Raw genomic sequence first — 21,058 nt, forward strand, 5'->3', positions numbered from 1 at the left:
TCTTCGCCCACTGCGCATCGTTCAACTCGTAACGCTTGTTACCCATCGTCCGCTCCGCGTTCCAACACGGAGCCCTATGAATCAGCGATCAGACCTTTTGGAAATCCTGAATGTCGATCCGGCCTAGCACGATCGGCCTGGATTTGGCCAAGAACGCTGATTGGCGGGGCCGTCAGTTGATCCTTCCAAGATGAACGACCCGTTCATCTTGGGTGAATGTCGTGGCTCTTATCCTCGCGTGACTGCCATATCGTGAACACTGGGGGAGACGAGCCGATGCTGATCGCCGCAACCATGATCGCCGCCGCTTCAGGCATTCCGATGATCGATCCGAACAGCGTCATGATCGTCGCGCCCGTCTGTCAGCAAACCGGCCCGCGCAGCGCGAGCCGCGAGGGCGCGCTGTTCCAGGGCAATCGGGATGCCGCGCTTATCGCCGGCACGCGCAAGCTCGGCAAAGAGCCGGCCTCCGATGCGATCGCGGCCATGCTGTATACCGAAGGCCAGTGCTCCAAGCCGGTCGTCGTCAGCCGAAACAAAGGCATGAATTCAAAAGGCAAGTAACAGAGCGCGCTTGTTGAGCTCCGGCCGATTGCAACTGTCGTAGATCATCGCTAGGCAAGCCGCCATGTCGATGAGTCAGACTGTTTTTCCGGGCGTGCCCTTCATTGAATCGCCTCTTTTCGAGATCGATTTGCCGAACTCTTCGCTGAATGCGACGGAGCGCGAAATTGCTGTGCAGCTGAATCGCAATGGCTTCGCTGTCTTCGACTTTCCCGATCCATTGTTGGACGAGAGGATCGAGCGGATTCGCTCGCGTCTGGCGGCACACTTCGGGCTCGCACAGGATGGATCGGGTGATCTTGCCGGGCTGGCGGGCAATCGGGTTCAGGATGACTGGCGGAATGACGACGATGTTCGTGCGATCGCGTCAAATCCTGGCGTTCTGGACCTTTTGACCAAGCTCTACGGCCGTCGCGCCTTTCCCTTCCAGACGCTGAACTTTCCCGTCGGGACGCAACAGGCCTTGCACACCGATTCCGTCCACTTCTCGAGTCTTCCCGAGCGCTTCATGTGCGGCGTGTGGCTGGCCATGGAGGATGTCGGACCCGATTCGGGCGCGCTGACCTACGTGCCAGGCTCGCACCGCTGGCCAATCATGAGCAACGCGATTGTCGGACGTCGAGGATGGCAGAGCGGCCTTCATTCCGCGCAGGATCCTTATGCGGATGCATGGAGCGCCATGCTCAAGACCACTGGGGCGCATCAGGAAACTTTCTATGCGCGCAAGGGGCAGGGGTTAATTTGGTGTGCCAATTTGCTGCATGGTGGCAGCGCGCGTCTCAATGATCAACTGACGCGGTGGTCGCAGGTCACGCACTATTACTTCGACGACTGCATCTATTATACGCCTGCTTTTTCGGATGAGTCCCTGGGACGGCTGGCTCTGCGCGATATCACCGATGCGAGCACGGGCCGGCAAGTGCCGAACCGCTATTTGGACGAGGCGATTGAGCTCGTCCCGCCGCCTTCGGCCTCTTCGCGTCCGTTGGGACCCCGATGGTGGCGGCGGATGCGGAAGGCTTGGCGCAATATCTTGCCGTCTGGGAAGGCCACATGACTCGCTCTTCTGGATCATCGGCCACGCGTCAGTGGAAGCGCCTGCGCAGCCGGCTTGAGCCCAAGGGGCATGTCGATGCCGTCGCTGGCAGGCGCATTTCCGGTTGGGCTTTCAGTGGCAAGCAGCCCGTTCAAGTCGAGGTTTCGGTAAATGGCAAGCTCGTGGCCTCGGTTGCTCCGCACATCGAGCGCCACGACGTCGCCTTTTCCTTTTCGGGCGAGGCGGGCGCGCGCGTCAGCGGCTTCCGGGTAGAACTGCCGGAAGACGTCCTGCCGCCCGACGATATTGTCGATGTCGCAGTCTCCGTCCGCGCGCCGGGATGGACGGGCCGATCGCGCGAACTGAAGCGAGTTTTCATCGCGGGCCGGGAATTGGTCAGGTTGGTCGCAAACGCACCCGATGCCGGTATCGTGGGGCCTTTCCCGAAACCTGTCATCGATGCGGTCGCCGCGATTTGGCCGGAAAGCTGCCGCGATCTTTCCAGCGTCGACGGGCAGCGCGCCTTCATCGGCAAGCTGCGGAAGATTCTCGGTGCGTCCGAGTTGAGGTCGGCGCCGGCGATTGCGGACTATGCGCGCTACCTTCGATCGATCTGGGCGCACTTCAATTTCGTCGACCAGTTCTTCCCGGCGCAGAACGCACGCGCTGCGGAAGGGGCCCCCGATTTCCATTGCAAACCGAACTCTGTGTTCGAGATGCTGTCCATCGCGCATCAGCTTTATGTTCTCAAATCCTACGGGATCGAGGGCGATTTCGGCGAATTCGGTTGCTTCAAGGGCTTCAGCTCGTCGATGCTCAGCCACGCCTGCGCATTGCTCGGCATCCATATGCACATCTTCGATTCCTTCGAGGGGCTGCCGCCCGCTGAGGGGTCGAGCTATGCGGCGGGCGAATATGCCGGGAGTCTTGAGGAGGTCCGTGATCATGTACGTCGTTTCGGTGTGATCGAGGGCGTCGAATTTCACAAGGGCTTTTTCAGCGACACGTTTCGACGGATGTCGCCGCCGCCGCTGATGTGTCTGTGGATGGATGTCGATCTGGAGCTATCGGCGCGCGACATGTTGGCTGCGCTGGATCGGCTTGATCCGCGCGCGACTTTATTCAGCCATGAATGCGTCGCAGACATGTTCCAGGATGGCAATATCGTTACGGCCCCGCATCCGGACAATCCGATTCCGCCGGTGCTTGGGCGCTTTGAAGATTTAGGTCGACCCGTCACAGGACGGTTTATCAGGGGTAATACCGGCGCCTTCTGGCCACGCGAAGAGGCCGTGCCAGTGATGGACCACCAGCTTCTCGTTGAGCTGGTGGAAGCCATCCCTTAAGCAGATCAGCCCTTAATGTAACCGTAGTAGGCGCCATCCGGCGGGCCACCAGCAGCGGCCTTGACCGGATCCAGCGTGCCTTCGGGGAGGTTGGCGAGCGACTTGGCATGATGCTCCTCGCTCGCCCACTTCTCGATCAGGATGAAGCGGTGCTCGTTGCCGAGATCGCGCAGGATCTCGACGCCCTCGCTGCCGTCTGCCTTTTCGACGACCTTCGAGACGCCAAGCAGGGCTTCTTCCATTGCAGCACTTTTTCCTTCGGCGGCGGGTACGATATAGAGGCGGGCAACGGTCATGAGTGTCTCCTGCTTGAGGGGTAATCAGATGTCCTGGGCCAGGCGGCCGTAAAGATCGGGGCGGCGGTCGCGGAAGAAACCCATGCCGGCGCGGTGCGTCCGCACCTGGGCGAGGTCCAATGTGGCAACGATGCTGCCGGATTGCCAGTCTTCGACTTCCGCAACCAGATCGCCCCATTCGTCGGTGATGAAGCTGTGGCCATAGAACGTCTGCGGGCCGATGGCCCCGGGCATTTCTTCCTCGCCGATGCGATTGGCCGCGATCACGGGCATGCAGTTCGAAACGGCGTGGCCCTGCATCGCGCGGCGCCACATGCGGCTCGTGTCGAGCGTTGGGTCATAGGGTTCGGAGCCGATTGCGGTCGGATAGAACAGCATTTCTGCGCCCATCAGTGCCATGGCGCGCGCGACTTCGGGATACCATTGGTCCCAGCAGATGCCGACGCCGATCGTGCCGTAGCGCGTGTTCCAGACCTTGAAGCCGCTATTGCCGGGCCGGAAATAATATTTCTCCTGATAGCCGGGGCCCTCGGGAATGTGGCTCTTGCGATAGACGCCCATGATCTCGCCCTGATCGTCGATCATCGCGAGCGAATTGTAGTGGTGCGGTCCCTCGCGCTCGAAGAAGCTGGTCGGGATATAGACGCCCTGTTCCTTGGCAATGCGCTGCATCGTCGTGACGGCAGGGTGCTCGGCGAGCTGCCGGGCCCGAGCGAACAGCGCCTCATTCTCGACCGTGCAGAAATAAGGGCCTTCGAACAGTTCGGGCGGCAGGATGATCTTGGCGCCACGCGCGGCGGCCTTGTTCACGGCATCGGCCACAGCCTCGATATTCTCGGTCTCATCATCCGAGAAAGCGAGCTGGAGCGCGGCAACGGTGACCTTGGACGGGCGATCGGTCATCAAATCCTCGGAACAAGCTTAGACGGCGGCGGGCAGATGCATACTCATGCAGTGGAAGCTGCCACCGCCTCGCAATATGGTATCGGCAGGCAGGCCGACAATAGCCCTGTCGGGGAAGAAAGGGCGCAGCGCATCGAGCGCAGCCACGTCGTTGGGTGCCCCATATTGCGGGACGATGACGGCGCCGTTGGTGATCGTGAAATTCATGTAGCTGGCCGGCACAATCTCGCCGTCGATTTCGTAATGCCCAACGGACGGAATATGAGCAATTTCGACGCCAAATGCGCGCGCACGAGCTTCCGCGTCGGCATAAATCGCGGTGTTTGGATCATTGTCGGTCGTAGCCCGAGGAATGGCAAGAATTTCAGTGCTTACGAACCGCGCGAGATTGTCGACATGGCCATCGGTATGGTCGAGCTCGAGCCCATTCCCCAGCCACAACATGTTGTTGAGGCCAAGCGACCCAGCGAGCAGCGCCTCGATCTGCGCGCGGCCGAGGGTGGGATTGCGATTCGGGTTGAGCAAGCATTGTTCGGTGGTCACGAAAAGACCCGTGCCGTCAGTGTCTATGGCACCGCCTTCGAAGATGAGCGGAATGTGTCGGCAGGGAAGATCGGTTGTCGCGGCGAGACGCGCGCCGATATCCTTGTCGCCCGGCATGTCGAACTTGCCGCCCCAACCATTAAAATCGAAATCGGCGAGGGCGCGATGGCCGGTGGCGTCGACGACACCGATCGGGCCGGTGTCACGGAGCCAGACATCGCCAAAGGGCATTTGCACAACCTCGACGGCGGGCGCGGCGAGAGCGCGGGCGCGGGCTGCATCCGCCGCCGTACGCGCGATCAACATGACCGCTTCGCCTTGTGCCGCGACGGCAGATGCGAAGGCGGCCGCCTGCGCCTGCGCCTCGGGCAGGGCAGCGGGCCATTCGGCCGGGTCGCCCGGAAAGCCGATCCAGAGATGCTCCTGCGGCGCCCATTCTGCGGGGAGGCGGTGGGTCATGAAGCCCCTTGCAGCGCGACGCGCTACTGCGTGAGTTGACGCGCCAGAACGACCGGCGTGAAGAGCTGGCTTATGATCTGGATCAATTTTGCCGGCTGGTTGGCGCGCGCATTGCCGATGTACAGCAGATCCTTGTCGTGCATAGTGAAGCGCTGCGACAAGAAATATGCGCCCGCCTTCATCATGTTGAGATGATAGACGACAGGCTGTTCCTTGCCATCCGGACCCTCGACAAAGCGAAACAAGAAAATCGCTTTGGGGTCGCCCAGATTGGGGTCCAAACCGCCGGCAAGAGCGACGGCTTCAGCCAGGGAGACGACCGACGCGGGAAAAACGACCTGCTGGGCTCGAGTGGGCGCACCCATCACAGAGAAGGACAGCGGCTGACGCATGATGGTGACGCGATCGCCAGGATAGACCCGAAAGTCGCCGCTCGTTCCGGTCAGTATGTCGCTCAATCTGAGGTCGACATGCTGCGCGCCGCGCAAAACCCTCACAACCATGTCCTTGGTTTCGCCGCGGTTTCCTCCGGCGAGGGCGATCACGTCCGACAGCGTTTCCCGGTTCGTCGGCAACACGAGCCGACCAGGTCGGCCCACCTCGCCGCCAAGGATGATGGAATTCGTGACCGCTTCCCGGATGGTGACGAGGACCTGTGGGTTTTCGGACATTCCGCGCAGCGACGTTCGAATTTCGCCTTCCAATTCGGTCGTCGTCCGTCCCGCGGCGCGAACTGCGCCCGCGAAAGGCACCCTTACATAGCCGCGATCATCCACGCGGAAAGGCGGGAGACGCTCGACCTGCGCCGAGGGTTCTGCGGCTGCGGCATCTGCCACGCTTCGACCGCCGAACAAGGCGACGCCGGCTTCGTAAATGGAAATGTCCAGCACATCGCCTGGACCGATCAGGTCCGTCGGCGGCGCCACGCTGTCGGCAAGAGCGTCCATTCGTGCCGGCGTCACGACGGGCAAGGCCGAAAAATCGGAAAGCTCGACGATGCGAAAAGGAAGGCCGGCATCGGGTGAACGGGCTGCTTTTTCAATCTCCGCCCCGGTTGGGCCGCTGGAGGGCAGTGTCGCGCATCCGCCGGACAGGATGATCAAAGTCGCAGCAAACCCGATTCTGAACGCCGGAATGAAAGGATGTGCGGAGGTGGTTGGTCGCATGAAATGCCCTGGCTGTTTCCGAAGAATTCCGCGCGGCTTAGACTGGACCGCACGACTGTGCAATTGGGCAACTGATGTTCATTTGCCGCCCGTCGCCGCCGTAGGGCAGTCTCACCTGACCTGTAGCCTTTCGGACAGCCAGAAAGCGTGCGATGCCTGTTCGTTTTCGCGCGCCGTTACGCCGGATCGTATTTTGCCCCTCCATGCCAGCGGCCGATCCGAATTCTTGCGATTGTCTGGCGGTCGCAAGGCTTCTATCCCCGTCTTCTTCCGCACTCAGTTGGGTTATGATGAGTTTTTATACCGAGTTTTTCCTAGCCTTGCTGATCCGGCCCGTGCGCGCTCTTGTGGCGCTTTACTGGCACGCCACGCGTAGGCGCGTGCGGGCCCGAAACCAGCTGCGGGCGATAATCTCGCGTTCGCCTTATGTATATTTGCGCTGGCAAAAGCACATCGAGGCGGTCGGCCAGACTCTCGCCGGCGCATCCCGGGAAATGGCATTCTGGCACTACAAACCCCGCATTTCCATTTTTCTCCATATCCTGGCCGAAACAAAAGCTGCCGATGTGGCGTCGTCGATCGCTTCGATCGAAGCGCAATGCTATCCCGAATGGGAACTCCTGATCGTTCTCGCGCCGTCCGCTGAGCGGCCGGCGGACATTTTGGATCAGAGAATTCGATGTGTTGCGAGCCCCGCAAGCACCGATCTGGAGTGTCTCGACGCGGTCCTTGCGGACGCGCTCGGAAGCCATTTGCTGCCCATGACACCGGGGGGCCGACTTTCTCCTGCGGCGCTTTTCCTGCTTCTCGAGCGTTTGAAGGACGATCCAGATGCGTCGATCGTATACGGCGATCAGGACGAGATCGACCGAGCGGGCCGCCGCCAGAGGCCGTGGTTCAAGCCGCGGTGGAATGCCGAGCTCTTTCTAGCGCAGGACTATCTCTCGAGCGCCTGTCTCATCAGCCTGGACTGCGCGCGTTCGACAATCAGGCCGGTCGATGGGGTGGAAGGCGCAGCCATTTATGCACTCCTTTTGTCGATCAGTGCACTGAAGCATGCCAAAATTATTCACCTTGCGAAGGTGATCGTCCATCTGCCGGGCATTGCCGTATCCGATAATCAGGCGGCGCGTGTTGCGGCTGTTGGGCGACACGTCCACGCGGCCGACGGAAAGGCGAGCGCGGGCCGATTTGGCTCGGTGAAGCTGTGTTGGCCGCTGCCCGAGAAGCCTCCGAGGGTCAGCATCGTCATTCCCACCAGAGACCAGGTCTCCTTGCTCAGAGCCTGCATCGAAAGCGTCCGTCGCAACACGGACTATGGCAATTACGAAGTCTTGATCGTCGACAACGGAAGCATTGAAAAGAAAACGAAACTCTATCTCGAAGAGGTATCCAGACATCCGAATTTCAGGATCCTGGATTTCCCGGGCGAATTCAATTTCTCCGCCATCAATAACTACGCAGTCGCGATGAGCGCAGGAGATTATATCTGCCTCCTCAACAACGATGCAGAGGCCTTCATGCCGAACTGGCTCGGCGAGTTGATGCGCTATGCTATCCGGGATGATGTCGGCGCTGCCGGGGCGAAGCTCCTTTATCCGGACGGTTCGATCCAGCACGGCGGTGTCGTCATAGGGCTCGGGAACGCAGCCGGCCATGCGCACCGCAACCTGCCCGACGACGATCCCGGATATTTCGCGCGCGCACACGTCGCCCATTTTGTCAGCGCGGTCACGGCCGCCTGCCTTGTCGTGTCCAAGGCAAAATTTGAGACTGTCGGCGGATTAGACGCCGAGGGCTTCAAGGTGGCTTTTAATGACGTCGACTTTTGCCTCATGCTGGAGCGGGCGGGGTGGCGTAATGTGTACGTACCGCATTCGGTGCTCATCCACCATGAGTCCAAATCGCGCGGCAAGGACGATAATCCAGCAAAACGGAGCCGCTATCTGAAGGAGCTAGACCTGCTGCAGACGCGGTGGGACACGATAGGCTTCCACGATCCGCTTCACCATCCCCATCTGGACCGCGCCAGCGAAACATATGTGATCCACCTATAGCGATAGCTGGACACCCATGAAGGTGGCCGACCCATTACCCCTACCATAACGCAAAATGGATTCTTCCATCCACGGATATTGCGATCCGATCAAGCGATGGCTATACCGAAAAGAGGCCACGAAAATATCGGATTTTACCGATCAATTATTGACTTACTTTCTTACTACAACGTAAAATTTTGGGTGGAGATAGCAAACGTGCTTTCAGCAATCGTTACTGGCATTACTGGACAAGATGGAGCATATCTTGCGCAGTTGCTATTGGAAAAAAACTATCGCGTTTATGGTACTTTCCGCCGAACAAGCTCAGTTAATTTTTGGCGCGTCGAAGAGCTTGGTATTCAAAATAATCCGAACCTGTATCTTGCCGAGTATGATCTCACCGACTGTACTTCGATGATTCGATTAATAGAGCGCAGCGAAGCCAGAGAAATTTACAACCTTGCTGCACAAAGCTTTGTTGGTGTTTCCTTCGATCAGCCGATCGCAACCGCAGATATTACGGGTCTCGGCGCTCTGAATATTCTGGAGGCCATTCGGTGCGTTAATCCGAAGATCCGCTTCTATCAGGCCAGCACCTCGGAAATGTTCGGCAAGGTTCAGGCCGTCCCCCAACGTGAAGACACCCCATTCTGGCCGCGTAGCCCTTATGGTGTTGCCAAGCTGTTTGCGCACTGGGCTACGGTCAATTACCGTGAAAGCTACGATATTTTCGGGAGCAGCGGCATCCTTTTCAATCACGAAAGTCCCTTGCGCGGGCGCGAATTCGTGACGAGAAAGATCACCGACAGCGTCGCCAAAATCCATCTCGGTCAACTCGAATGTCTCGAGCTTGGAAACATCGACGCCAAACGCGACTGGGGCTTTGCCAAGGAATATGTCGCAGGCATGCATGCGATGCTTCAGGCTGACGAACCTGATACCTTTGTTCTGGCCACCGAGCGCACGGAAACAGTGCGCAGCTTCGTGGAGATGGCTTTCCGCGCGGCGGGCTACCAGATTGAGTTCAGGGGCAGTGGCGAGGATGAACATGCGGTTGACGTCGCCACCGGCAAGATCGTGATGCGTATCAACCCGCGCTTTTACCGACCCGCAGAGGTCGAATTGCTGATTGGCGACCCCACAAAAGCGCGGACCAAGCTGGGCTGGGAAGCGACGACCACATTGGAAGACCTGTGCCGAATGATGGTTGAGGCTGATATCGTCCGCAACAAGTCGGGCCGTTCGTTCTGACCTGTTGGTGACGTTGGCAAAGAGGGTAGCTGGAATGAAGCGGGTCCTAGTCACCGGCGCGGAGGGGTTCACCGGAAGGCACCTCCTCCCGCTTCTGACCGAACGTGGTTGGGAGGTGTTTGCGCTTGCCCGATCGATTCCGGAGGCGGACGCTCAAATGATGGAGTCCGCCAGCTGGCATGTTGCAGACCTCACCGATGCTGCATCTTTGCAAGATCTGGTTCGCGACGTTGCGCCCGAGGCGGTTTTGCATCTGGCGGCAATCTCGTCACCGACGCACGGTGACGTCGAGGAATTCTATCGCGTCAACCTCATGGGTTCCCGCAATATGCTCCAGGCGCTTGCCGAGCTCGATCGCCCGCCATCGGCCGTGATGTTGGCTAGCAGCGCCAATGTTTACCGGTCGGCGAGCGAGGGCTGCATTTACGAAACGTCGCCGCTGGGGCCAGTGAACGACTATGGCGTCTCGAAGCTGGCGATGGAGTTTCTGCGCGGCATTTACGCTGCACGATTGCCAATCTCGATCGTGCGTCCGTTCAACTACACCGGCGTCGGGCAATCGCGCACGTTCGTGATCCCCAAGATTGTCGGCGCCATCCGGGATGGTCGCGCCAGCGTCGAACTGGGCGATATTGATGTCAGCCGAGACTGGTCGGACGTGCGCAATGTGGTCGACGTCTATGAGCGGATGCTCCGCACACCTCAAGCCGTGGGGGCGACCGTCAACCTTTGCTCTGGTCGCGCCGTCAGCCTTCGTGAGATAATTGCCAAAGCCGAAAAGATTGCCGGCCTCGCGATTGAGGTTCGCTTTAATCCTGCTTTAGCGCGCCGAAATGAAATTCCCATGCTCTGGGGCAGCAATGCACGCCTCGCTACGCTGATCGGCGGATACGACCCAATCCCGCTGGAGGACACGCTGGACTGGATGCTAACGGGAAGCTAGTGAGCAACTACTGGAATTGCGTATTTACCGTGCCTTATTTTTATCCTGAGCCGGTAAAGTCCTGTGAGGTAAGATGATTGTTGTCACGGGAGCTGCGGGCTTCATCGGATCGAACATCGTGGCCGCGCTTAATAAGCGTGGTGAATATGATGTCGTGGTTTGCGATTGGCTTGGCCTGGACGGCCGCTGGATGAACCTGCGCAAGGCGATGTTCGCAGAACATGTCTTCCCCGAGGATCTTTTCGACCTGATCGAGACACGCCGTCCGGAAGCGGTCATCCACATGGGCGCGAATTCCTCAACCGTCGCGCAGGACGGCGACGAGATCCTACGTGTAAATCTCAATTATACGCTGCGTTTGATCGATCAGTGCGCGCGCCTAGGCATTTCCTTGGTCTATGCATCCTCTGCTGCAACCTATGGGAATGGCGAGCAAGGCTATGTCGATGACTTTTCCTTGCTCGCTTTGCGTGCGCTTAGACCGCTCAACCTTTACGGCTGGAGCAAGTCTCAGATCGATTCAATCGTCGCGTGGCGTGCGGAACAGGGGATGCCCTTACCGCCGCGCTGTATCGGACTGAAGTTCTTCAACGTCTATGGCCCCAATGAATTTCACAAGGGCGACATGATGAGCGTAGTCGGGAAAGCGCATCCGACCATCGTTCGTGGGGAGGCTGTGAGGCTGTTCTCCAGCCATCGTGATGGATATGTTGATGGTGGGCAATTGCGCGACTTCATCCATGTTGATGACGTTGTTTCCGTTGTGTTGTGGATGCTTGAACACGGTCCGGCGGTCGGCGTGTTCAATTGCGGCACGGGCCGCGCAACCAGTTTCCTTGAGTTTGTCGAAGCGATGTTCACAGCGCTTGATCGCGCTCCAAGGGTCGAATTTATCCCGATGCCGGAACATCTCCGCGCTCGATATCAATATTTTACGGAGGCAGACCTAAACAACTTGCGTCGCGTTGGCTATGATAGGCCTTTCATGGATGTCGAGGATGGCGTGGCTCGCTATGCCGAAGTTCTCGAGCGTGAGGACCCGTTTCGGTGATTGTTACCTCACATGAACTGTTGGGAAGCGCACCAGTGGCTTTCAACGGGACTCGGGTTGTCGTGATCGGCGATGCGCTGCTCGATTGCTATGAGATCGGGGAGGTCATACGCATCTCTCCCGAAGCGCCAGTTCCGGTAGTTCTGCATCAGGACCGACGAAGCGTGCCGGGGGGTGCGGCTAACGTTGCGATGAACTGCGCGACGCTTGGCGCCGACGTCACGCTGATCTATGTCGCCGGAAACGACGCTGCAGCCGAAGAATTGACCAAAATTCTTGCCAGAGGCAACATCGACAGCCGCGTCGTGCTTGATGCGAGCAGATCTACCTCGATCAAGACTCGCGTGGTCGCGGGCACTCAGCAGTTGCTGCGACTGGACCGGGAAACGACCGCACCAATAGGACCGAAGATTGAAGATGCCCTTCTGGCAGCCTTCGAATCCGTGATCAACTGTTGTGACACTGTCCTTCTTTCCGATTATTGCAAGGGTAGCCTGACTGACCGGGTGCTCGAACATGTCATTGCGCGCGCTCACTCGCTCGGCGTACCCTGCCTCGTCGATCCCAAACGTAAAGATTTCTCGTCCTATGCTGGGGCTACGCTCATAAAGCCCAATCTGGGAGAATTCGAGGCAGTGGTCGGACATACCTGCAACGAGACCGCCCAGATTGAAGAGGCGGCGGCGAAGCTGTGTCACAAATTGGGCAGCGACTTGTTAGTGACGCGGTCCAGCAAGGGTATGTCATTGCTGTCGCGCGACGCTGAACCCGTACATTTGGCCGCGCGGGCCTTTGAGGTGTTTGATGTTTCCGGCGCCGGCGATACAGTTTTGGCGACACTGGGAGTGGCTCTGGCCGGGCGGTGGGAAATGGCCAAGGCAATGGCGCTTGCGAATGTGGCGGCTGGAATCGTGGTGCAAAAGGCAGGCACCGCCACTCTGGCAATTGACGAACTCAACGAGGCAATCCTGGCCGATCATGCGGTTGCTTTGCCCGGCGGCAGCGTAGTAGACTGGGAGGAAGCACGGAAACGGTGTCAAGATTGGCAGAAGCGCGGCTTAAAAGTCGGGTTCACCAATGGGTGTTTCGATCTGCTTCATCCCGGCCATGTGCGTTCCATCCACGCTGCAGCTTCGCATTGTGATCGTTTGGTGGTCGCGATCAATTCAGACGCATCGGTCCGTCGACTCAAGGGAGCCACCCGGCCGGTTCAAAGCGAACAGGACCGCGCTGAAATTATGGCTGCCCTGTCTCAAGTGGCGCTCGTCATCATCTTTGATGAGGACACGCCATTCGAACTCATCGCCTATCTCGAGCCCGATGTCCTGGTAAAAGGCGCGGACTACCGCGAGGAGGATGTGGCGGGCGGCGATATCGTCAAGGCCAGGGGTGGGAGGATAGTACTGGTGCCGATCTTGGAAGGCCGTTCGACCAGCAAGTTGGTCGAACGCAGTCGCGCCTAATGGCCGGCTCATCCATCGCCAATAAATGTGACGCGACGACACAAGCTTTGCTCGGGCAACTTGCGCGGAGATACAACAGCTGGGCGCGCGATCACGCACTGCCCCTGTGGCGGCAGTATGGCATTGATCGCATACGGGGCGGCTTTTTTGATTGCCTCGATCCGACGAGTCTCGAAAACACCATCGACCATAAACGAGTGCGCGTGACCGCGCGGCAGATATGCGTGTTTGCGCAAGCCACATATTACGGCCTGATGGATGCTGGCGACGAGGTCGGCCATGGCCTCGATCACCTGCTTGGTCCCTGTCGCAATCCAGAAGGCGGCTATTTCAGCAAGATTTCGCACGACGGCAAGGTGATTGCTGCACCGCTGGATCTCTATGACAACGCTTTCGCACTATATGCCCTCTCGCAAGCGTATCAACTGAAGCGCGAATCGCGATTGTTGGAACTTGCTCGCGCTCAGTGTACGTTCCTGAGGATGTATATGTCGCATCCGGCAGGGGGGTTCGCGGAAAGCATTCCATCTGCCTTGCCCCGACGGCAGAACCCACACATGCACCTGCTCGAAGCCGCGCTCGGCTGGTTGAACGCGATAGGCCCCGAACAGCCGTTTCTTGATCTCGCGCGTGAATTGCTGTTGTTGTTCGAGGCGCGATTCATTTGTACCGAAACGCATCTCATACACGAATTCTTTGACGATGCGTGGCAATGCAACGTGCCGGTAGGCGAACCGGGTCACCATTTCGAATGGATCTGGCTGATTTCCCAGTGCCAGGCCTTCGTGCCGCATTTGCCGGATACTGACGCTTTGAACGCCACCGCCTTATGCCATGGGCGCAATGCCGATAATGGCCTGCTATTTGGAAGTTTCGGCCCGAACGGCTCTGACCAGCAAATCGACGTGCGGTTATGGCCCCACACAGAGTGGCTGCGGGCAGAAACGATTGGCGATGGCGAATATCTCCAGCAGGCCGCAGACGCAGTCGACCGTTTTCTTGATCATCCACGTCCGGGCCTGTGGTTTGAACGCTTCCATGTCAATGACGGGCTGGTACTCGAGGATGTTCGCGCCAGCAGCCTCTATCATGTGATGGGCGCCATTAATGCCGTCAATCAAGCTGCCGCGAAACTTGAGCAGGGGCAGCCATGACGCAGCGCGCCGTCTTTTTCGATCGCGATGGCGTCTTGAACGTGGATCATGGCTATGTCGGTACTATCGAACGATTCGATTGGCGCGACGGTGCAGTGGCTGCGATACGAGCTGTAAACGACGCCGGATACTTAGCGATTGTCGTTACCAACCAGTCGGGTGTCGGTCGTGGTAAGTATACGATCGATGATGTAGATGCGCTTCATTCATGGATGAATGAATACTTGGCACTGCACGGCGCGCGGATCGATGCGTTTTATACCTGCCCATTTCACCCAGATGCGATTGTGGAGCGGTATCGTGCATGCGATCATCCCGATCGCAAGCCTAACCCCGGTATGCTGCTTCGCGCCATCGCCGAATTTGACATCGACAGGGATCGCTCGTTTCTCGTCGGTGATTCCTCTAGGGACGTCGCTGCGGCATCAGGTGCAGGTATAAAGGGATACCTGCTTGATGATGGGAATCTAGCCGACATGGTGCGCGATCTGATCAACCGTAGCCTGACTGGCTCATCGAACTCTCCATAGAGGACAGTGCTTCAATGAACCGGCGCCCCACCGTCTCCGGCGAATACAATGCGACAATTCGCCGTTGTCCGGTAGTTGCGATCTGTTCGCGCCAAACATCATCTTCGACAATCCTGCGCATCAGCGCTGCTGCGGCATCAGCATCGGGTTCCGCCCAGATCTGTCCGGTTCCATAAGGGTAGTCGCCAGCGGCCAGCTGGCGCAGACGTACGGGCACTAACGCTGCGGTATCCGACCGTGTGAAATCCATATTACCCGAATGGGCAGTGACAATGACCGGCAAACCGAGGCCCATGCACTCCGCGATATTGCGTCCGAAGCCTTCCGCACGGTGCAGTGACAAAAAGCAATCGCAAGCGCGATAGAGATCGAGCATTTCCCCTCGTTCTAGTAACGATTCAACGAGAAACAGCCGGGGATCACGAGCGGCACGTTGCTTCAGCAATCGCCAGGCCTCGGAGCCGTCGGCGCGCAGACCCTTTATCACCAGGCCGACTGGCTCGTCGCCGCGGGGGAAGGCTCGGTCGAATGCGGTTAGGCAAGCTTTTGGATTTTTCCGCTGGTCATAGGACAGCGCATCATAGGCGAATAAGAACAGGAATCTGTCGGCCGGCAGTCCGAAATCGCCACGTCTGAGGTCAGCGGTTGCCTCGAAGGTAACAGCCATCGGCATGTGCCGCACCGGCACCGTTGCCGAACGCACATAGGCGTCGTGCGTATACCGGCTCGATGCCCAGACTTCATCGACATATGAATAGGCATGTCGCCAGAAGTCGGGAAATTCAGGGAGCTCCCAAGGCCAGAAACCGATCACCACTTGTCCTTCTAGCGCGCGCGGGCCAAGAAGATTGACGGCATAAATCATGTCCATGCCAGTCGTGCAGAAAATCGTGAAACGAAATGGCATCCTGTCCGAGACATGGGAATTGAAGCTGGCGTCTTCGACGGTGATGTTCGAGTGCGGCCCGATGTCGCGGATTGTAAATGGCACACCGACTGCTGCCAACGCCTGTGCTGCCATGCGCACATCTTCACCGATGCCGAAACGCCCGCGCGGATACCCTACCAGATTAACTCCGAATGGCAGGGTCACATCTGCAGATTGGCGACCGAGCGTGGCAAGACCGATGCGCGGGTCGCAAAGAACCCGCCAGCGATTGGCGCCGTTGTGCTTGAGCCATTCGCGCAGTGCCGGGTCGGTCGGTCCGCCAAAGCGTGCTCGGACGTCCGGTTCTTCCTCCCACAACCAATTAAGGATGACGGGCGCGCCATTGTCGTCGACTGTCATAAGCGCGGCGGCATGCGCATCAGTAAGCAAAGCCGACCAGTTGTATTTTGCCATGGCTGTCAGAAAGTACCAGCGCAGCAAACGCATCTGCCCTGCGCGATCTTGCAATTCCTTCGTGGTGATACCCTCGCGTTTTGCAGCTTCGCGCATCAACCATGTTATAGGCGTCAGGCCAAGGGTGGCCAGCTTCGGCCATGGCCTTTGCCAAGCTGACAGCGCTGCGCGGGAGCGGTTGTCGACGATGAAATCCATTTCGGGGAAACCATGGAACATCAACCACAACGAAAACTGCTGGCGCCCTTTGCGGGCTGCAAGGTCAAACGCCTTCCGCAAATCGTGCCGCTCATGGTAAATGTCCAGGGCAAGCGGCGGCAACCTCAGACCAAGCGGAGTCACGATTCGAGGCCGCATCCAGGTTGAAACGAACGGCGCGCACAGCAATTCCAATGCCTCGAAAAGTTTTTCCACAGACGGGATGCACAGCTTCGTCATAGGTGATTTCAAAAAGGCCATTCCTCGATGCCGTGAACGGCTGATATCCGCGGCTGTGCCATTGACCACGCGGAGTGCGCATGTCAAAATAATCCTTCAAGATGGCATTTCTCAAATCAGTTCAATTTTACAGACAGGCTCAGTGCCATTAGGGGTTCTCGAGCGTTGTGAATTCCTGGACGGCTTCCGGCGGCTGACTGTGTGGATCAGGAGGATCAAGCCCGATAACCGCCTGTCGCTGCGGGTACGAGCTGACTTCGTCGCGTCGCAGCATCGGTCCACGCGGTTCATGTGCGAAGGCAAAATCGATGAGCGGAAGCCGCCCACTCCGCCGGTTGGCCGACAAACATTGAGGTAGCGCTGCTCTTCGGTCTATCCAGCCTTGAAATATAGGCCGAACATCGGCATGCCCGAAACATCTACGGAGGTTTGATGTCAGAAATCTATGTTCCGATGCGATTCGGCGCCGATGAATGGATTACGTTCTGCTTTAAATTCCTGCTCGGCCGCGAGCCCGATTTTGATGGCCGCGAGCACTTCCGTGAATATCTGCGAAATAATCCAGATATATCGCCGCATGAGTTTGCCAACGTGTTTATTGGCAGCCCGGAGTTCAGCTCGAAGCATCCGCGCCAGGCTATACATTCTTTGGGCGAGACTGCATCTGTCCACACCATCAATGGCGTGGAAATCTATGTTCGACAGGGTGATTGGGTCTATGCGTCGGCGATTGTCGATGGCGTGTATGAACCCTGGGTTGCCGACATCATCCGCAAGTGCTTACCGATCGGCGGGTGCTTTCTCGACCTTGGCGGCAACATGGGAATTCATTCGGCTGTGGCTTCGGCCGTGGTGGGGCCTACCGGGCAAGTATTCGTCGTGGAGGCTAATGCGGAAAATGCGGGCCTTATTCGTCGTTCCTCGCGCGAATTTGGCCGAGCTAACATCGTGACCCTACCGGTCGCTTTGTCGGATGGGGCAAGAATCTGCCTTTTGTCAGTTGACGATGTGGGTACCAACAAGGCGATCGGGCAGGCAGGTGAGCCCGTGATGACTGCGGCACTCGACCAGTTGCTGCCGGATCTGGAGCGGGTTGATTTGATCAAGCTTGACGTGGAAGGTCATGAGGAATTCGTAATTCGCGGCGCGCAGCAAACTATCAATCGCTTCAAGCCACCAATAATCGCCGAGTATTCTCGGCACGACAACCGGCAGCCTTATGTAAAATCGCTCTTCGAAATGGGATATTCCGTGCGCCTGATCCGGCACGACTGTACGCTTTCCGATTTTTGCGCTAATACCGACCTATTGGATAAGTTAATTCCAGAAAGCTCGCCGGTAATGGATATCCTTTTTACCCGAAGTGATTGAATTTACTGATTATTATTCAAGGTGATTTTTCAATCATTCCGAGATTGGCGAACAAATATGGTAATTGAAAATAGACGTGGCATTTTTGAGCTATTGAGAATGAGCGACGATGATTTCATCGTGGCCGCACACCAAGTGGTATTAGGCAGCGATCCTAACCATGAAGCAATGACCGCGCACCAGAACTATCTGCGCCGCATAGGGGGGCGGATGTTTGTGCTGACTGAATTGGCGAAAACGCAAGTCGGTCGGAAGAATGCGCCGCAACTGCGAGGGTATCGCAAGGCAAAGCTTCGCTATGATCTGCTGAAAATGCCGGTGGTCGGTTGGCTTCTCTCCCTGCTGGGTGTTCGGAACATCGGGGAAAGGACGGTTGACCGGCTCGCGGTGCAAGCGCTGCGCAGCGAGGAAATCATTCGCCGCCTGGGTTACATGCAGTTCACTGTTGATAACATGCGCCGCGAGATGGCTGGATTAAAAACTGGGGTGATAACCGGGAGTATGCCTTCGCCACGGCTCGGTGTGCGTGCACGGGAAATCCAGCAACAACTGAATGTGTTGCTGAACGGCTGAGTCCGCGCGGCCGATTTTGCAGCAATCAGGGGGAAATCGCTTGCATATTCTAATTGACCTGCAGGGCGGGCAGTCCGCCAGCCGCACACGAGGAATCGGGCGATATTCGACAGCGTTGGCACAGGCAATTGCTCGAAACAGCGGCGAGCACAAGATCACGTTCCTGTTGAATGAACTCCTGCCCGATTCTATGCCTGACCTGATCAAGTCGTTCAAAGGAGTTGCGGAACCGCATCAATTCGTGTCTTTTCGAGCACCTGGACCCACGGCTGGCAACTATCCCGAAAACTGGTGGCGTCAACGTGCCGCAGAATTAATCCGCGAGCAATTCATCAGCGACCTCGGCCCCGATGTTGTCCTGAACCTCAGCCTTTTCGAGGGGGCGATAGACAATTCGGTTACCTCGGTTGGCCTACTGCCAGCAAAGTGTCCGGTGGCGACCGTGATTTACGATCTCATTCCGTTGCAGGAACCGGGCAAGTACTTGGTCGATCCGCATCAGCGTACTTGGTATCTGCGGAAACTGGAATCGCTCAGACGTTCGGAGCTATTACTGGCAATTTCTGATTATACGAAGAGCGAAGCGATAGATTGTCTCGGAATCCACGAGAGTCGCATTGTGACCATTCATTCGGCGGCGGACAAGCGCTTTACCAACGAAGGGATCGATAAGGCCCGCAAGGAAGCCGCGCTCAGACGGGCGCATATCACACGTAAGTTTGTCATGTTTACTAGCGCATTTGAACCGCGAAAAAACTTCGAGGGGCTGGTGCGCGCGTTCGGGATGTTACCATATCAATTGCGACGGGAATACCAACTGGTATTGGTATGTGCGATTTCGCTTGAGGGGCAGATAGCGCTACGTCGTATTGCCGATGATATGGGCATGAGCGAAGATGAGCTCGTCTTCGGAGGCTATGTTTCCGACGAAGATCTGGTGGCGCTTTATGCCCAAGCCTCGCTTTTCGTGCTGCCCGCGTTTGCTGAAGGTTTCGGGTTACCGGCGCTCGAAGCCATGGCATGTGGCGCACTTGCCATCGGATCCAACCTCACCAGCGTGCCGGAGGTTATTGGCATTGAGGATGGCCTGTTCGATCCGCATGATCTGGAGGACATGTCGGAGAAGATCGGACAATCGTTGACGGACGAATCGCTTCGCCAGCGTTTGCGTGATCAGGCCAAGCACCAGCTGCAAAAATATAGTTGGGACAATTCCGCATTGATTACCATCAATGCACTGGAAAATCTGGTGGAACAGGTCCCATGCGGACGCGGAGATTTGCTGGTTAGTGCTATCGGAGCCATCAATGGCTTTTCAGTTCCGTCCCCTGCGGACATTGTTCAGGTTTCGCAGGCGATCCAATCCAACGAAGAAACCGTTGCGGCTATCGAAGGGGGATCATTTTACCGCGCAATCGAAAGTGCGGACGCGCCGCGCGACGAGGATATCCGCGTGGTGCGATCTGTCACCTGGGGATCAGATGATGCGCCGCGCATTCTGTTGCTGAAGGTCGACCATATTGGCGACCTGCTAGTTTCGCTCGAAGGCATTGCGCAATTGCGCGCGTTTTGGCCCAAGGCACATATCACCTTGGTCTGCGGGCCATGGAATGTCGATTTGGCGCGAAGCCTTGGCATGTTTGATGAAGTGCTGGCGTGTCAGTTCCTTCCACCGACCGGGGCGGAAATCATCTCTGACGAAGCTGAAGAATATTTTGTTAAATCCGGAATAGATGATTATCTGGAATTGAATCTAGGCAACTTCGATATCGCAATTGATCTGCGATACTATATTGATTCATTAGTTTTGCTTGAATTTACAGATGCAAAGTATAAAGCTGGATTTGCTCCCAGCGGCTATCAACCGCCGCTTGATCTGGCGCTGGCGCTGGTCCCCGATGAAGCCATATCAGTGCAAATGGGGCCCAGGATCGGCAGCCTGATCTCATCCGTGATCGCCACCTTCGGTCACAGCGATGTTGCTGCTCGTGCACTTATTGGTCAAAAAGGCTCACGGCGAGCGTTTGACGAGGGGCCGATCGTTGGCATCGCGCCTGGCACAGGCAATCCAATCAAAGCTTGGGGGCGAGAGCGCTTCTATGAACTGACCCGACTGCTGACGCGCAAAGGCTGTAAAATCGTTCTGTTCGGCGGCGCGGGTGATGCTGAGGATTCTGCCTTCATCATGCGCGCTGCTACGCCGGACATGGCGCTAGATCTTTCCGGTAAGGTGCCACTCCCCGAGCTTTCACAGCATTTTATCGAGCTAGATGCGTTTATCGGCAATGATACGAGTACGACACATCTGGCGGCAATGTTGGGTATACCCACCATCTGCCTCTTTTCCGGGCAGTCGCACCTAGGAAGTTGGAGGCCGCTGGGAAGAGAAGTGCTGACGATGCAGCGCAAGATTGCCTGTGCGCCCTGTCACTTGCGCCAACTCGAACTGTGCGAACACGAACACAAATGCATGGGTATTCCTCCTGGCTTTGTCGCCAGCGAAGTTGAGCAACTCTTGAAGCACACATCTTGATGACTGGTCTTGCTTGATGAAATTATATTACAAGGCCACAGGGTCAGGTGAATCTAT

General features: G+C 57.4%; 18 protein-coding genes. 13 read left to right on the forward strand and 5 right to left on the reverse strand.

Features of this window, described 5'->3' with window-relative positions:
* Positions 1–276 precede the first annotated feature (276 nt).
* The 3 genes from KK488_RS11160 (at position 277) to KK488_RS21685 (ending at position 2,946) form a co-directional block, all read left to right on the forward strand.
* Positions 277–564 (forward strand): hypothetical protein, encoded by a 288-nt coding sequence (locus tag KK488_RS11160; protein WP_214623538.1) that lies wholly within the window; start codon positions 277–279, stop codon positions 562–564.
* 64 nt (positions 565–628) lie between these two features.
* The gene (locus tag KK488_RS11165) at positions 629–1,621 is read left to right on the forward strand and encodes a phytanoyl-CoA dioxygenase family protein (RefSeq protein ID WP_432653848.1); all 993 of its coding nucleotides are present in this window, start codon (positions 629–631) and stop codon (positions 1,619–1,621) included.
* A complete protein-coding gene (locus KK488_RS21685; RefSeq protein ID WP_214623540.1) occupies positions 1,564–2,946 on the forward strand; it encodes a TylF/MycF/NovP-related O-methyltransferase in 1,383 nt (460 codons plus the stop codon). Before KK488_RS11165 ends, KK488_RS21685 begins: the two co-directional genes overlap by 58 nt.
* 5 nt (positions 2,947–2,951) lie before the next feature.
* Here the strand turns inward: KK488_RS21685 and KK488_RS11175 are convergent, their stop codons facing one another.
* Genes KK488_RS11175 through KK488_RS11190 form a run of 4 tightly spaced genes read right to left on the reverse strand, consistent with a single transcriptional unit; the run spans position 2,952 to position 6,250 of the window.
* Positions 2,952–3,242 carry a putative quinol monooxygenase gene (locus KK488_RS11175; protein WP_214623542.1) on the reverse strand — a complete coding sequence of 97 codons (291 nt, stop codon included), beginning with the start codon at positions 3,240–3,242 and terminating at the stop codon, positions 2,952–2,954.
* Between the two features lie 24 nt (positions 3,243–3,266).
* A complete protein-coding gene (gene aguB / locus KK488_RS11180) occupies positions 3,267–4,145 on the reverse strand; it encodes an N-carbamoylputrescine amidase (protein WP_214623544.1) in 879 nt (292 codons plus the stop codon).
* A gap of 18 nt (positions 4,146–4,163) precedes the next feature.
* Positions 4,164–5,147: an agmatine deiminase family protein gene (locus KK488_RS11185; RefSeq protein WP_214623546.1), complete on the reverse strand. Its 984-nt coding sequence runs from the start codon at positions 5,145–5,147 to the stop codon at positions 4,164–4,166.
* A gap of 23 nt (positions 5,148–5,170) precedes the next feature.
* Entirely contained in the window at positions 5,171–6,250 is a 1,080-nt protein-coding gene (locus KK488_RS11190) for a polysaccharide biosynthesis/export family protein (protein ID WP_250890291.1), read from the reverse strand.
* A gap of 353 nt (positions 6,251–6,603) precedes the next feature.
* On the opposite strand from KK488_RS11190, the gene KK488_RS11195 reads away from it, so the two are divergent.
* The 7 genes from KK488_RS11195 to KK488_RS11225 all read left to right on the forward strand — a co-directional run bounded on the left by KK488_RS11195 (position 6,604) and on the right by KK488_RS11225 (position 14,744).
* Complete coding sequence (locus tag KK488_RS11195; protein WP_214623549.1) at positions 6,604–8,370, forward strand: glycosyltransferase family 2 protein; 1,767 nt, start codon at positions 6,604–6,606, stop codon at positions 8,368–8,370.
* A gap of 198 nt (positions 8,371–8,568) precedes the next feature.
* Positions 8,569–9,603 (forward strand): GDP-mannose 4,6-dehydratase, encoded by a 1,035-nt coding sequence (gene gmd, locus KK488_RS11200; RefSeq protein WP_214624017.1) that lies wholly within the window; start codon positions 8,569–8,571, stop codon positions 9,601–9,603.
* A gap of 34 nt (positions 9,604–9,637) precedes the next feature.
* Entirely contained in the window at positions 9,638–10,546 is a 909-nt protein-coding gene (locus KK488_RS11205; RefSeq protein ID WP_214623550.1) for an NAD-dependent epimerase/dehydratase family protein, read from the forward strand.
* 73 nt (positions 10,547–10,619) lie between these two features.
* Positions 10,620–11,597, forward strand: a complete 978-nt coding sequence (gene rfaD, locus KK488_RS11210) for an ADP-glyceromanno-heptose 6-epimerase (RefSeq protein WP_214623551.1) — start codon at positions 10,620–10,622, stop codon at positions 11,595–11,597.
* A gap of 35 nt (positions 11,598–11,632) precedes the next feature.
* Positions 11,633–13,060, forward strand: coding sequence for a D-glycero-beta-D-manno-heptose-7-phosphate kinase (gene rfaE1, locus KK488_RS11215; RefSeq protein ID WP_349356878.1), 1,428 nt, complete (start codon positions 11,633–11,635; stop codon positions 13,058–13,060).
* Positions 13,060–14,214, forward strand: a complete 1,155-nt coding sequence (locus tag KK488_RS11220) for an AGE family epimerase/isomerase (protein WP_214623555.1) — start codon at positions 13,060–13,062, stop codon at positions 14,212–14,214. The genes rfaE1 and KK488_RS11220 overlap by 1 nt, the downstream gene beginning before the upstream one ends.
* Entirely contained in the window at positions 14,211–14,744 is a 534-nt protein-coding gene (locus KK488_RS11225) for a D-glycero-alpha-D-manno-heptose-1,7-bisphosphate 7-phosphatase (RefSeq protein WP_214623557.1), read from the forward strand. The genes KK488_RS11220 and KK488_RS11225 overlap by 4 nt, the downstream gene beginning before the upstream one ends.
* Here KK488_RS11225 and KK488_RS21690 read toward each other — a convergent pair.
* Complete coding sequence (locus KK488_RS21690) at positions 14,707–16,593, reverse strand: glycosyltransferase (RefSeq protein WP_214623559.1); 1,887 nt, start codon at positions 16,591–16,593, stop codon at positions 14,707–14,709. The two genes, KK488_RS11225 and KK488_RS21690, sit on opposite strands and share 38 nt — an antisense overlap.
* A 363-nt stretch (positions 16,594–16,956) precedes the next feature.
* Between KK488_RS21690 and KK488_RS11235 the strand changes: the two genes are divergently transcribed.
* The 3 genes from KK488_RS11235 to KK488_RS11245 all read left to right on the forward strand — a co-directional run bounded on the left by KK488_RS11235 (position 16,957) and on the right by KK488_RS11245 (position 21,001).
* Entirely contained in the window at positions 16,957–17,895 is a 939-nt protein-coding gene (locus KK488_RS11235) for an FkbM family methyltransferase (protein ID WP_214623561.1), read from the forward strand.
* A gap of 99 nt (positions 17,896–17,994) precedes the next feature.
* Complete coding sequence (locus KK488_RS11240) at positions 17,995–18,468, forward strand: hypothetical protein (protein ID WP_214623563.1); 474 nt, start codon at positions 17,995–17,997, stop codon at positions 18,466–18,468.
* Between the two features lie 40 nt (positions 18,469–18,508).
* A complete protein-coding gene (locus tag KK488_RS11245; RefSeq protein WP_214623565.1) occupies positions 18,509–21,001 on the forward strand; it encodes a glycosyltransferase in 2,493 nt (830 codons plus the stop codon).
* Positions 21,002–21,058 lie beyond the last annotated feature (57 nt).

The organism is Sphingobium nicotianae (genome assembly GCF_018603885.1).
In the GTDB taxonomy this organism is placed as follows: Bacteria; Pseudomonadota; Alphaproteobacteria; order Sphingomonadales; family Sphingomonadaceae; genus Sphingobium; species Sphingobium nicotianae.